This is a genomic window from Lentimicrobium sp. S6 (genome assembly GCF_013166635.1).
In the GTDB taxonomy this organism is placed as follows: domain Bacteria; phylum Bacteroidota; class Bacteroidia; order Bacteroidales; family UBA12170; genus UBA12170.
The window spans coordinates 17,359-31,201 of the sequence record NZ_JABKBZ010000009.1; the positions used below are offsets into that span (position 1 = coordinate 17,359).

13 protein-coding genes are annotated in these 13,843 nt (G+C 35.2%); 2 read left to right on the forward strand and 11 right to left on the reverse strand.

What is annotated here, in order from left to right:
- Window positions 1-7 precede the first annotated feature (7 nt).
- Both ccsA and HNS40_RS05240 read left to right on the forward strand, forming a co-directional pair.
- Entirely contained in the window at window positions 8-2,398 is a 2,391-nt protein-coding gene (ccsA, locus tag HNS40_RS05235) for a cytochrome c biogenesis protein CcsA (RefSeq protein WP_172278395.1), read from the forward strand.
- Window positions 2,399-2,439: 41 nt separating this feature from the next.
- Complete coding sequence (locus tag HNS40_RS05240; protein WP_172278397.1) at window positions 2,440-2,895, forward strand: hypothetical protein; 456 nt, start codon at window positions 2,440-2,442, stop codon at window positions 2,893-2,895.
- A gap of 88 nt (window positions 2,896-2,983) precedes the next feature.
- On the opposite strand, the gene HNS40_RS05245 is transcribed toward HNS40_RS05240, so the two are convergent.
- From HNS40_RS05245 to napG, 11 genes are all read right to left on the reverse strand, one after another.
- Entirely contained in the window at window positions 2,984-3,214 is a 231-nt protein-coding gene (locus HNS40_RS05245) for a hypothetical protein (protein ID WP_172278399.1), read from the reverse strand.
- Between the two features lie 20 nt (window positions 3,215-3,234).
- Window positions 3,235-3,990: a hypothetical protein gene (locus HNS40_RS05250; protein ID WP_172278401.1), complete on the reverse strand. Its 756-nt coding sequence runs from the start codon at window positions 3,988-3,990 to the stop codon at window positions 3,235-3,237.
- 15 nt (window positions 3,991-4,005) lie between these two features.
- The gene (locus HNS40_RS05255; RefSeq protein WP_172278403.1) at window positions 4,006-4,890 is read right to left on the reverse strand and encodes a UPF0158 family protein; all 885 of its coding nucleotides are present in this window, start codon (window positions 4,888-4,890) and stop codon (window positions 4,006-4,008) included.
- A 24-nt stretch (window positions 4,891-4,914) separates the two neighbouring features.
- Window positions 4,915-5,913: an RNA ligase family protein gene (locus HNS40_RS05260; RefSeq protein ID WP_172278405.1), complete on the reverse strand. Its 999-nt coding sequence runs from the start codon at window positions 5,911-5,913 to the stop codon at window positions 4,915-4,917.
- Window positions 5,914-6,299: 386 nt separating this feature from the next.
- Window positions 6,300-7,715: a hypothetical protein gene (locus HNS40_RS05265; RefSeq protein ID WP_172278407.1), complete on the reverse strand. Its 1,416-nt coding sequence runs from the start codon at window positions 7,713-7,715 to the stop codon at window positions 6,300-6,302.
- Window positions 7,716-8,138: 423 nt separating this feature from the next.
- The gene (locus HNS40_RS05270) at window positions 8,139-9,866 is read right to left on the reverse strand and encodes an LruC domain-containing protein (protein WP_172278409.1); all 1,728 of its coding nucleotides are present in this window, start codon (window positions 9,864-9,866) and stop codon (window positions 8,139-8,141) included.
- Window positions 9,867-10,079: 213 nt separating this feature from the next.
- Window positions 10,080-10,430, reverse strand: a complete 351-nt coding sequence (locus HNS40_RS05275) for a chaperone NapD (protein ID WP_172278411.1) — start codon at window positions 10,428-10,430, stop codon at window positions 10,080-10,082.
- Window positions 10,431-10,506: 76 nt separating this feature from the next.
- Entirely contained in the window at window positions 10,507-11,460 is a 954-nt protein-coding gene (locus HNS40_RS05280) for a WD40 repeat domain-containing protein (RefSeq protein WP_172278413.1), read from the reverse strand.
- Window positions 11,461-11,565: 105 nt separating this feature from the next.
- Window positions 11,566-12,219: a nitrate reductase cytochrome c-type subunit gene (locus tag HNS40_RS05285; protein WP_172278415.1), complete on the reverse strand. Its 654-nt coding sequence runs from the start codon at window positions 12,217-12,219 to the stop codon at window positions 11,566-11,568.
- Window positions 12,219-13,037 carry a quinol dehydrogenase ferredoxin subunit NapH gene (gene napH, locus HNS40_RS05290; RefSeq protein WP_172278417.1) on the reverse strand — a complete coding sequence of 273 codons (819 nt, stop codon included), beginning with the start codon at window positions 13,035-13,037 and terminating at the stop codon, window positions 12,219-12,221. The genes HNS40_RS05285 and napH overlap by 1 nt, the downstream gene beginning before the upstream one ends.
- Window positions 13,030-13,839, reverse strand: coding sequence for a ferredoxin-type protein NapG (napG, locus tag HNS40_RS05295; RefSeq protein WP_172278419.1), 810 nt, complete (start codon window positions 13,837-13,839; stop codon window positions 13,030-13,032). The genes napH and napG overlap by 8 nt, the downstream gene beginning before the upstream one ends.
- Between the last annotated feature and the right edge of the window lie 4 nt (window positions 13,840-13,843).

Genomic DNA, 13,843 nt, shown 5'->3' on the forward strand with positions numbered 1-13,843 from the left:
AAGCACCTTGATAAAAAAGATACTGAGTTCATATATTACTATGGTCGTTTTACTCGTCATCCTTGCGACAGGAGCGGCAATAGGTACATTTATAGAAAATGATTTTGGTAGTTCTGCAGCTAAGGGCTTCATCTACCATAGCTTTTGGTATAGCCTTGTTTTTGTTTTGGCTTGTATCAATATGGTATTGATTTTAATAAAGGCAAAATCAAAAATATGGAGTGCCAGAACCATTTTTCATCTGGCTTTTATTCTCATTCTTATTGGAGCTGCCATTACTCATTATTGGGGTATTGAAGGAACAATGAATATCAGGAAAGGCGCCCAGTCAAATATTGTTCAAGTGGGAGATGAAGAAATTGAAATCCCTTTTTATCTAGCGCTCGAAGATTTTCAATTAACTCGATATCCAGGAAGTCAAGCTCCCTCAGAATACCATTCAAATGTAGTGGTTATTGATAAAGCCAATGATACAGAATTTAAAGCCGAAATCTATATGAATAATACATTGACTTACGCTGGCTATAAATTCTTCCAAACCTCATACGATATCGATGAATTAGGAACTCAACTCACTGTGAATAAAGACCCAGGCGTCGAAATTACTTATATAGCTTATGTTTTATTGTTTTTGGGTTTGATTTTGAATTTATTCGATAAACAATCACGATTCCAATATCTGATTCGGAAAATAGGAGAGGCCCCCATCGCTTCATTTCTAATTCCTCTATTATTATTGAATACTCCAATGATGCTTCCAGCCCAAGAATATTCTCCTTATGTGGAAGAGTATTTAAATGATTATGGATCGCAATCTAAAGGTTTGGCAGCAGCTTTCGGTTCATTGGTAGTGCAAGATCCAGATGGGCGAATGAAACCTTTGGATTCCCAAAATCGCGAAATCCTCTATAAATTAACGGGAAGAGGAAGCTGGAATGGGATGGATGCCAATCAGGTGCTTATGGGGATTTTCTCTCGCCCTAAGATTTGGGAAAAGGTATATTTGATTAAAGTTAAAACGCCTAAACTAAGAATCAAGTTAGGATTAAAGGAAGATCAGAAATTAGCGTGTTTCAATGATTTCTTTGATGAAAATGGACACTATAAAATTGCGGAGGAGGTGGAGAAAGCAAATCAGCTGGTACCTTCAAAAAGAGGCACCTTCGAAAGAGATTTGATAAAAGTTGACGAGCGACTCAATGTGGCATTTATGTCGATTAGAGGTGTATTATTAAATGTTTTTCCAGTTCCAGAGGATGATAATAATACTTGGGTAGACTTTAAAACCATGTTCGAGACTTCTCATAATGGAGAGTTGAAACAATCTGCCGGTCGATTCTTAGATGCAGTATATAACCGTAACTTTGAGCAAGGCTTTGAGCATATAGAGTATATCAAAGAGTATCAAAAAGAGTTTGGCGCCAAAGTAATTCCTGATCAAAACAGATTGGACATGGAAATCTGGTATAATGAATCTGCCTTATTTATTAAAATCTCTATTGCCTATTTATTATTTGGCTTCGTTTTGTTGATTTATAGTATCAGTTCTATTTTCTTCAATAGAATAATTAATCCAAAGATAAGTTGGTTTATTTTTAGCCTTGGGATTATTCTTTTGGCTTTTCATACTTTTGGAATAGGGGTTCGATGGTATATTGGTGGGTATGCACCCCTTTCAAATACCTACGAAACCATGATTTATATTGCCTATTCAGCGGTGATTGCAGGGGTATTCTTCTTTAGGAAATCCATCATTGCCATGTCGGCTTCTATGATGGTGGCAGGCATCTTTATTTTCTCAGCCTATTTGGGAGAAATTGATCCTAAAATTACGAGTTTGGTTCCTGTTCTCAAATCATTCTGGTTGAGTTTGCATGTTTCGGTTATTACCGCTAGTTATGGTTTCTTTGGAGTGGGGATGTTATTGGGGATTATTTCTCTAATCCTCTATATCTTAAGATCTAATAATAAGCTTCACATAGATAATCATATTAGAAGTATTGTTCATATTAATGAGGTGACCTTAATCTTAGGACTAACTTTATTGGTCATAGGAAATTTCCTTGGAGGAATTTGGGCCAATGAATCATGGGGAAGATATTGGGGTTGGGATCCAAAAGAAACTTGGGCCTATGTTTCTATTTTGGTTTATACTTTGGTATTGCATATGAGGTTATTGAAAAAAATATATAGTCCCTATCTATTTACAGTTCTTTCGGTATTGGCTTTTTTCTCCATTTTAATGACTTATTATGGGGTGAATTTTTATTTGGCAGGGCTTCATTCTTATGCTACAGGAGATCCGGTTCCAATTCCAACATGGGTATATTATTCAGTAGGGACGCTTAGCTTATTAATCCTTATTAGTTTTTCGAAACGAAAATTAAGTAATCAATAAACTTCTGTTTGCAAGAATAGAAAACAACAAAAAATATAAAAATGAGATTTGTAAAAGTATTAGGAGTAATCGCTTTAGTAGCTGTTTTAGTATATGTTTTTAGGTTTAGAAATATGGGACAAGAATCTGCAGGTGAGTCCATAGAACAAGTTGAAAATATAGATGAGCATGACCACGATCACGATCATGACCATAGCCACGAACAAGTATCAGAAGAGTATAATCATGAGCAAGTACAAAAAGAGCATGAGAATAAACCCTATTATCAAGGTGAAATCATCAATTTGGCGCATGGAGGAGGCTATACTTTCTTAGAAATACTAGAAAGTACTGATTTGTCATTCTGGATTGTAGTAGATAAAGTGGATGCTAAGAAAGGGGATTTTGTGATGTTTAAAGAAGATTTAGTAGCACAAAATTTTCACAGTAAAGCATTGGACAGAACTTTTGAGGAAATCATGTTTGCTACTGATTTGCAGTATCGGGTTTCTGAGTAGCTTGAATTTGGGGTTTTTCTTAAAACATCTTCCTACCCAAATCACCTTTATACCTAATATTCTCTAGTTTTGCTTCTGGGTCCTTGAGCTATTCTGGAATCCTTCCACCTTGCTCTAGTTTCTCTCTTTCCTTGTTTAGCTCATCTCCTGAATAAGCAAAAATGATCTCTGTTGACTTGATCTGTGGTATCTTTTGTAGAAGGATTAATTTATAGCCATTCAGTGAAACAATGGAAGAAAATGGTTTTATCAGAAGGATTTCTCTCAGTAGGGCTGAGAGTTTTAGAGAGACTTCATTTATTTCGTAAAATGGTTTCACTTTCCTCAAGTATATTTAAACTACTCATCAAAACCAGCCCGAAGAAAATCCCAAGCTTTTGGGAACTTGGCCTCTAACTGATTTTTTATTTGGGAGAGGAGGATTAAGAAGTGTAAAATCTCGTCTTCCTTTTCAGGAATTTGCTCCAGAAGAACTCCGAATGCTTCTATGGATCTATCAATAGCTATCAAGGCTATCTTAGCGGAACCATTATTATCGTTTTGAATGGGATCATCGAAGTCGAAATCCTGGTTGTGGAAGGCTCGGTGGGTTTTGGCTCCAATAAATATGGAATACCAATTAATGATTTCAAGGGCCTCAGTGAGTGGGATGAGTTTGTCTTCTCCAATAATGAGGAGTTCTTTTCCTTTCTCCTCAAAAAGACTCCTGTTCTCATCTAACCATTTATAAACCTTGGTGCCATAATCATGAGCTATTTTTTCAGTTATAGTTTTTTCTTTTTCCTGTAATGGATTTTCCTCTATCTCGATTTCATTTAAGTCGATACCTAATTCCTCGGCGCCTTCTTTTACCATTTCCAAGGTGGCGGCAAAGATTAGAGAAAGCTTATTCCAGAATTTTTTGTTGTTTAAATCATGGTCACCTTTTTCTTTTTCTTCTTGCTCCATTAAAAATACAGTACAATGTTTAGTATGCGTACATCTTTCACACCAACGATCGCAGTAATTATGTATGCCGGAAATGATGTCTTTACTGTTGACCATTTCCTTAAGTCGTTTTTTATGTCCTTCTATATCTTCTCTTTTGTGTTCCATAATTATTGCTTTTTATTACAGTATTGTAAAACCAACGAAAATCTTCTTTTTTACATGGTGTTCCACTTGCTTTATCTTAAAGTCGAACCATTGTTCTCGATAAGCAGAGTGCTCGATTAAATGTTTAAAATGCTTAAAAGGTTTCCTATTATTTAGTGCTGTAAACAATTTATCTCGTAGTTCCTCATCGTCTAATTCAAAAGCAAAATTTTCCATTATTTCAAAAGATTCAGAGGGCTCGAGCGGTGCAATCTCAATTAATCCTCTCCAGTTTTTGTATTTGAAATCCATATCCTCTTCTGTTTCCCCAGTGATAAGTTTATATTCTTCAGGGTCTTGGAGCATCATAACTGGAATGTATTCAAATTCCAGAGTATCAGAATTTAACATGCAATACATGCCTAGGTCTATCCATTCTGCTATTGGAGTAATCACCGAGTTAAATTTCTCTGGAAACTCTTCCTCATCAAACTCCTCGTTACACGAACAGAACTCTCCGTATGGACAATCTATTTGGTCACCAGTACAGAGCTCTAAATCCATTCCGGCATTTGGTAAATATTGCACTTCCTGATCCCAACATGAGATAATGGCTTCATAAAGTAGCTCTGGTGGAATATCTTCAGGCTGATCTATTAATTCAATGTTCAATGCTTCGAATACTTGTAAAACAGCATGAATTACATCAATGCATTGTTGGGAACTCAGCTTAAAACCGGGAGGAAAGGCACTTTCTTCGATACCTACAATTTTAGAGATTGGCATAAAAGGAGTGAGGGCTAGTTCAGCTATCACTGGTTCAGATTCTATATGAGGAGGTGCTTCAATATAACTCGGGGGCGGAGGGTTTTTGGCTACCTGTATTAAGTCTTCAATTAATTGATTGATATATTTTTGCATGATGATTTATTATGTTAAATCTAATTATTGATTTTTTATTGCATGTAGAATAATATTTTTGGCAGAATTCGAAATTGACTTTTTGACTAGCTTTTGCTCATTCTTGTCCAGCTCGTTCATCTCTTTTTCAAAATCTTTTTCAAAGTCCTCCACTATATCTTTTGAGAACATACCCAGTACTTTGCCAATGCCTTTATGGCTAAAGCTCCCCAATTTTGAGAGGAGGTTATTGAATCGGTTTTCGGTGATATAATGAAGAATTTCCTCTTGTAAATATTTCACTTTATCGGAGATTTCTTGTGGTGGTTTTACTCTCTTTTTTCGTTTGGCCACTTCGGCCCATTTTTCATTTTTATTTTTTAGAATTACTCTTTGTCCGCCATCGAAAAAACAGGTTTTATTGGGTTTAATCACTATTCCTTCAGCAATATTAGGTAGTATTGGAGGTAATTGGAGTTGACGAGCTATGGTAGATTCAAATTCGTTGGGGTAGGAGAGACATTCTATTATATTTCCTTCGAATAGATTTTCAGCATAAAGCATTCCGGCTTTTTTGAATAAAGAATTGGCAATGTCTATATCTAAGTAGTTTTTGTAATTGATCATCATATCGAAAGCATAAAACTCATTGGAAGGGGAGTAATAAATACCTTTTTGTGTCAAAACAGCTTGTTTGTCTTTTGCTACATCAGCATGATTGTAATTTCCTCCTATAAGCTCACCAAAGATATGAAGGATTTCAACATTCTCAAACTCTTGATTTACTTCTGTCCAGAGCATTTGGAGCTGGATTTTTACCTTTTCAAAAACATATTGAAAATTGTAGAATTTCTCTTCCCACATTAATTCACCAGTTCTTTTACCATAAGAAAAGTTAATACCGTTCTCTGTCCAAAAGCTGAAATTAGCTCCATGTGCTTTTTCCTGAACCACAAAAGTTTGTTGATCGTAGCCTTCTCGCTTTATTCTGTCAACGAATTCTTTTTGATAGGAGTTTTCAATAGAATTATATTTTCTAAACATCAATGTTGAATTTAAACCACTAATTTACACAAATTCTACAATGAATGTTTAGAGGCCGGTACTTTATTACATACCACATAAATCTTGTTGCCAATCAGTGTTAGTCTTTAATGTGTTGTTATTTGATTCAATAGTAAGGTTCGTTTATCGCAATAGATTTCTCCATACAGCTCTTAACTCTGTTACGAGATTTCTGTCGAAATGACATTACCTTGTTTTCTGGGGCAAAGGCAGCGAGGACTACTTATGGAAATTAAATGTGTCCTCGATGCCTTTGCCTAATCCCCTATGTATCGATGTCATTTCGACGACTACTGGGAGGAGAAATCTAAAAAAAAATTCCCGATTTTTTTAATGAGTTTACCTACTGACCTCTATGAATGTTTTTAATCATCTAGCGTTTTTAAAGTTTCTTGTAAAGCCAATAAAACGCTAAGTTTATGATAGAATAACTTTTCTAATAATTTTGTCTCAAATTGTTCTGCTAATCCATATTCTAAAATACTACTTTCAAAATAGGGGAGGCTTGCAACAAGGTTTTGCTTTTTAGTGATGTTAAAAAAGCAATTCATTAATTCTAGAGCTTCTATTTCATGAATTTGATGATTGTTTCCATAGAATTTTTGGTGTAATTCATGAATATCTATGATTTTGGGCTTGTTGGAATTGTTAAGAGTAAATTTCAGTATTTTAAACAGAGTGATATCGGGAAATAGTTTATTAGCCTTTTTTATAATATCTATCTGCTGCTTGGGATTATCAGTTACAGTTAAAAAGAAATAATAATGTAAAATAGGAATATTGGGGTTTTGGTCTAGTAGAATCCTGACTTTGTCTTCTTCGAAATCATGTTGATTGCTCAGCTTTTTTAAATCATCATCTATTGAGGAGGTTTGTGAAAAAACGGATTGTTGATTATTGTACTCTGTATATAATTCTTTAGGCCCCTCTTTTAAGATTTCATTTTGGTCAAAATAATCATCTAATTGAAAATACCAATCTTCATCTATATAGCTGTGTTCTTCTAATTTACCTAAAATGTAGTTAGTGAGTAAGGTGGCATTGCTTTGTTCTTCAAGGTCTTTTGATTGGAATAACTGAAGGGTATTGTCTACTAAACTTTCTAAGTCTGATTTTCTAACTGTATTTTGCAAAGTTGGTGGGAGGTGATAAAAGAATTCATTTTCTTCAGTGTATTCATCATCTTCATCAATATCATTATTGAAATAACCAGTACCATCTATAAATTCAAAATTACCTGGCCCCACAGCCTTCTCTAATTGCTTTAAGGTTTGTTGAATCAATTGCTCGCTATCGCTGTCGCTACTCATAAAAGTAGGTTTCCCGTTGAGTCCGCATTCAATGTCAATCAGTTCAATATTTTCATCATCCTCTTCAAGGAAATGTTCGGTTACAGCTTCAAAATCTTTATGAGGTTTGAAGCCTAATTCCTCGGCATATTCCAAAGCTGCATATATTATATTGTGAGCAGTAGGATAATCAATTTCAATAAGGAAATCTTCATCGCTTTGTGATTTAACAAAATTCAGAAACTCTTCTTCATAAATATTAAATTGATAGTGCGTATCTTTTATCCCAAGGCTATATAAATCTACCAAATAATGACAGATGGTAATATTTTGATTGCTATGTTTCCTAGAGATCATAAGGTTAGCTTTGCCGCCACTTTTCCAACTCTTATTAATCCAACACTTATGGAGTGGAAGGTTTTTAGATTTTTTTACTATATAGTTTCCAGGTTTTAGTAAAGGGATAACCTTAGTCTTTTTCTTCTTTGCCATGATTTTTTATTATGAAGCTAAAGTATTTAATTTTTATATTGAAAAATCATTAAGCACAAAAAAGCCAATACCTATTTCAAAGTATTGGCTTCATTTTATTTATAATGGTTTTAATTATTGTTAATCAATAGCATCCTAATAATCACAAAAGACTCCTCGCCTCTGCAAATCTATCTGGCTACACAGCTAGACAGAGTCAGACGGGCTACGAATCGGAGTGACAAGTGTTGTGGTGAGGAAACTGGAAGAATGGGTTTGATTTTGCCATTGAAAAAATCAAATCTATTCTTCCTGAATGTCATATGCTAATATATTGTCATTCAGAACGAAATGCAATGAAGTGAAGAATCTTTTTATTCTATGAAACTAATTGGGGACGCAATTAATTGTTGTTATAAAATCTGATATTATTAAAACCTGAAATTATTGATTAATATCAAATACTTTAGAATCAACTGGTGATTCATACCAATTAGTATTTTGAGTTCCACCGGATTGTGCCCAAGGTAAAAATTGTGGGTATGCTTCAGAAATCTCTATGTATTCTATAGGGCTACTATAATCACCTTCCATAATAATTTCAATGCCCCAAGGGATACCATTTGCAGTTTGGTAATTTCCATTATCATCAGAAGTATTAAATAGAGTAGGGTCAGCTACAGCAGTTCCAGGAAATATACTTCTATGAATTTCGTGAGAACGATCGTTAGATCGGAAGATATATAGTTCAGGGGTGAAATCAGCTACTCCATTATTAAAAGTCACAGTAAAGGAAAGGGTGTCTGGATTTTGGTTTGTTGGGCCCACACCATTATTCTGATAATATTCTTCAATGGAACTATATACATCATTGCTTAAAATTAGACCATTAGTATTGTCTGGGTCAAGGCTAACATCACCCGAAACAGAAGCAATAATTTCATTTGGGAAAGTATTTCCTTCTTCATCATAGAGCATCATTCCAATTCCATTATGAATACCAGCTCCTATGGCATCAATGCTTACTTTGAAGTCAGCAAAAAGAATGTCAAAGGTTTCCCCTTTGCTAATGGTGATTTGGTTAGACAAGGTTAAATCGTTAAAATCAAAATCCCCAAGGCTAGGCCATAAATCTTCGAAAGCTATTATTTGTTTTCCTGAAGTAGGGAAATAGGATACATAAGCTACATCAGGGTTACCTGGATCATCATCTTCACTATCAGGAATACCGTCGCCATCAAAATCACATTCTATTTCAAAATTATCGAGGAAATTACCAACGGAATTAGAACCAGCAGAAGATACCGAACTAAATACAAAGAAAGTAGTTTCTTGTCCTTCAGGAACAGTATAGGTTCCCATGTAGTGTCCCCAAGCATCAGTTCCGTCGGTCATTACTTCTAAAGTTACAGCAGACTCTACAGAACCACCAATTTTGACCTCAGCTACATCAACACCTGCACGGCCCCTATGCCAAACAGACCAAACTATAGATGAACCTGGGTTAAGGCAAAGCTCTTGGTATAAATCTGCAACACGATTGGCATTAAGCTCGAAAAACTGATTGCCTTCTTGTGCTGGAACACCCTGAAAACCATTTGTCCAAATTTCTATTCTATGATCCACAGCATTGGTTTCCCAGCCAGGAACATCATCTTGATGTTTTATAGAATATCCACCATTTAAAGCTGGGGCTTCTGCTCCAGCATTTTCCATTGGGTTGTCGCAAGTAGTACAATTCTCTATATCCTCATTTATTGCTGTTGAAGATTTAAAAGAATTAGTTGGGCCTAAGTCCAAAACCATGTCTTTAATTTCTGTTATCTCGAATTGTTCACCAGTTACTGGGAATTGAACATAGTATGTTGAATTTTGAGGAAGTTCAATATTAAAACTGACTTCTCCATTAAGAATTCTATTTCTTTTAATGATTTGTCCCTGTTCATCAATAATATTAATAATCTCAAATTCAGTGGAAACATTATGAGGATTGTTGAAGCTAAGATTGAGTTGGCCTGTTAATCCAGATTGCCAAGTGAAATCATCAGCCACTACTAATTGAGTAAGAGAGGTGATTGGAGTTTCTTCGTTTGCAGTTTTATCTAATTCCTTTGTACAAGAAAAAAGAGATGCAAATACCAAAAGACTCAGCGCTATTTTATATATTTTCATAATCTTCAATATTTAATTCAATATACAAAAATAAGTAAATTACTGAGTGTAAAAATCTCTAATAAGTAAATGCTTTCCCTGAATTCGTAAACGTTAAATAAATATCTGAGAGTTTACTATTCTAAGTTTCTATTTGCGGAATCTCTATTCGTTTCCCACTTATTCATTAATCAGGTTTGGATTTCAGTCATTAAATATCCCCATCTAATATTCCTAAAATCTCTTACCACGTAAATCTCCATTATACTTAATGTCTTCAGGTTGCGCATCTGGATCGTTAAGCCAATCTGGAATTTTTCCACCTTTCTCCAATTTCTCTCTTTCCTTGTCCAGCTCATCTTCTGAATAGGCATACATCATATCTGCTGAGATGACATGTGGTATTTTTTGGAGTTGATTTAGTTTAGCAATCTCCTCTGAAACGTCTTCGCCTTCTATGGTTACCACAATTTTTCCCTTTTCGTCATGCATATGATAATCGCCAAATTCAGATTCTTTAATGGCATTGATGACTTCTTCGGTATATTCCGGTCTTACTTGTACTAATATTCCACTTATATTCATTTTATTTCTAGTTAAAAGTTTATAGTTTGTTTGTAAGGAGCATTGAACATCATACATAAAACATTCTTTTATATTTTTATCTCCACTTCCAAACCATTATTTCAGGGTCTTCGCTTGAGGAGATAATGTAATTTTCTTCTACGAATTTAATTTGTGTGAGTGTGCTTTTTTGCCCTTTGAGTATAATTTTTTCTGATTTTGTGGAGATGCTAAAAACTTTAATATCGTTTTCTTCTCCATCGGCAAAGGCGCCCCATTTCCCATCTCGGCTCATTCCTACACTATAAACTAGGAAAGATGATTCTAAATAATAGGAGGAAAGATTGCTATATACACAAATTCGTCTGTCTTGGCCCGCTCCAATTACTTTTCCTGCAAAGAAGGCCAATTGATAGATGTTGTCTACATTTTGACCAGAATATTCTTTGATAGATTCCCCTGTTTGGGTATTTAGAATATGAATGATTCCGCTTTCATCGGTTGCTGCTAATTTGCTTTTGTCTTCATTGATGCAGAAATCGGAAAACACAGAAGTACCGATATGCTTTTTATATTCCCACGTTTTATTTTCAATATTATAAACCATAATTTCATTTCCTAAAGTGGCTATAATAATCTGATTTTCATTCAAAAAATAAGCCTTCTTTATCATCATCTTATCTTTTTCAGCATCTAATAGTTTTTCTAATTTATTATTGATGATGAGGTGAAGATTTCTAAAGCCATGTACTCCTTGACTTACTCCAATGAGTTTACTTTTACCTTCAATTTTGTCAATGGAATATACTTTTGGGGGCATCTCATCACCCATAAAATCTTTTATGTTTTCAAATTCAATAGAGAAATCTAGTTTTTTAGATTTCCAATTAAAACATTCAATACTTCCTTTATCATTAGCGGCGTATAGCTTATCGCCTTCAAGAATAATGGAGGTAACCGCACCTTTTGCTTTAATACTATATAATGGGCTTTGTGCAAAGCTGGACAAGTTAGAGATAAGTAAGAAGATTAGATATAGGAATGTTTTCATCTATTTATCAATTTATACTAAGGTAGCATATTCCTTAAAAAGTTTGAGAGTTTTCTGGTATTTATAATCAGAAACTCCCAAACCTTAAATTCAAAATCAAATAGTTTATTTAACTCCTTCGCCAATGTTTTCAGAAAGATTTGTTTTCTTGGAATCTCCTTCAGCACGGAAAATTGGATTAAAATTATTGTCGATAAAAACAGTAGGTTTTACCTGTGGAACATGACATTGGGTACAATTATAACGAGCGAGGTTATAATTGGCACCCATATCTTTACTAACGACTTCACCTTCTTTGGCATCTACTTTATATAAGCCAGCTTCTTCAATAAGCTCTGGTCTATAGTCCGTAAAATGTGATTGAGGCATTGCTGTTGCTTTTAAAGCAGCTGCTACCGCAGGTAAGTGACAAGCCAAACAAGTATTTGCTCCCGCTTTAATGGGCACAAAGCCCACCATGGTATGAGGAATCAAAGGTGGAGCATTCTCAAAAGAACGTTCCCAGTTCCCTACCGTTCCTGCAGCCCCAGCTGAATAGTCAAACTTAGGGATTTCTACTGTGCTTTCATCAAACAAATCAGTATGGCCATAGCCAAGTTCAGCATCGTTAATTAGTTCAGCATTTTCTAATTTTACAACAGCAACTTCAGTCTTTGGAGCTACTTTCGCGGCTTCAGTTTCCACTGTTGCTTTTTTGCTGGAACACGACCAAAGGAAAGTGCCCATCAAAATTGTTAATATGATAATTTTAGTTTTCATTATTTTTCCTCCTGTATCTTTTCTTTTTTAATAAATTTCAAAGCATAATCATTACAAACTTCAATACATCTTCCGCAGTTGGTACATTCAGAATTAGAAATAGCTCCGCTTTCTTTACCAATAATTCTTAGTACTTGAGGTTCAGGACAGGCTTTTATACAATCCAAACAATCGGTACAATTCTCAACCGTATGTTGCACTTTAATCCAGTGAAACTTTCCAGTGAAAGAATAGAATGCACCTATTGGACAAACATGCCCGCACCATCCATTTTTCAATACTAATAAATCGAATAAGAAAATGACAGCAATAGCTGCCCAGCCAAATCCCATTCCAAAAATAATTCCTCTATGTAACATGGCAACAGGGCTAACGAATTCAAATGCCGCTACTCCAGAAATAAGTGATAAAACAAGTCCTAAAATAAGAACCCAATATCTGATATTTCTTTTGATAGGTGTATTAAATTGAATTTCGTTTAAACGCCATTTTTTACGTAACCATAATGCGGTATCCGTAACCATATTCATAGGACAAATCCAACTACAAAATGCTCTTCCGGCAAATAGTGCATAGAAAAGGAGTATGATAAGTCCACCAATCAATGCATCGGTTCCCACAATAAATCCTGCAAATAGCATCTGAATGATGGCATGTGGATCTGTTAAATGGAATACATCGAAAACACGAGCTGAACTTAAATCTCCAACCAATACATTCCAGGCAAAAAGGTTCGCTCCAACAAAAAGGAAGAGAATTCCCACCTGACTGATTCGCCTTAGGATTAAAAAACGGTTATTAAATATTACATTAGTCATCTATCAAATCCTCCCAATCATTTAAATAATCTTCATCATTGGTTCTACCTTTGATAGTAGATTCATCTTTATCTGTTCTTAAACGGACTTCGTCGTTTTTCTCCCAACCTTTAATATAAAAATTCCCAGCTTTTCCTTCAGCCACCTCACGAGGTAACACAAAGATTGCTGCCTTTTCGGTAACACAGGCATGTTCGCATTTGCCACATCCGGTGCATATATCTGGGTTTATTCTAGGTTTTAGGAAGGCATGTTTTCCTGTTCTTTCATTTCTTTCAAAATCTAAACTAATGGCCTCATTAATGAGAGGACAAGCACGATAGCAAGCATCGCATTGTATTCCCCAAAAGGCAATACACGATTTTTCATCTATCATAGCTACTCCCACATCCATTTTATTCACATCCATATTTTGCGGAATTGTTGTTTCTCCTTCAGGAATGAGTTTTTGAATATCAAGAGCATTAGTTGGGCAAACAGGAACGCAAGGGACATCAACGCACATGTGACATGGTACCAAACGAGGATCGAAATATGGAGTTCCCACGGGAATTTCTTCCTGAGGTTGTGCCAATCTCAATGTCTCATAAGGGCAAGCCTGAACGCAAGCACCACATTTGATGCATGCTCTTAGAAAGTCGTCTTCTTTCATAGCAGCAGGTGGTCTGAGAACTAATTTGGAGGCTTTGGCCTTATTCAGGTAGGCTCCCCAAACCAATCCACCGAGACTCAAAATTCCCGCGCCTTGAAAAACTTTCAAGATGGCTTCTCGTCGACTTGTATTTTTAGTTTGCTTTTGCATGATA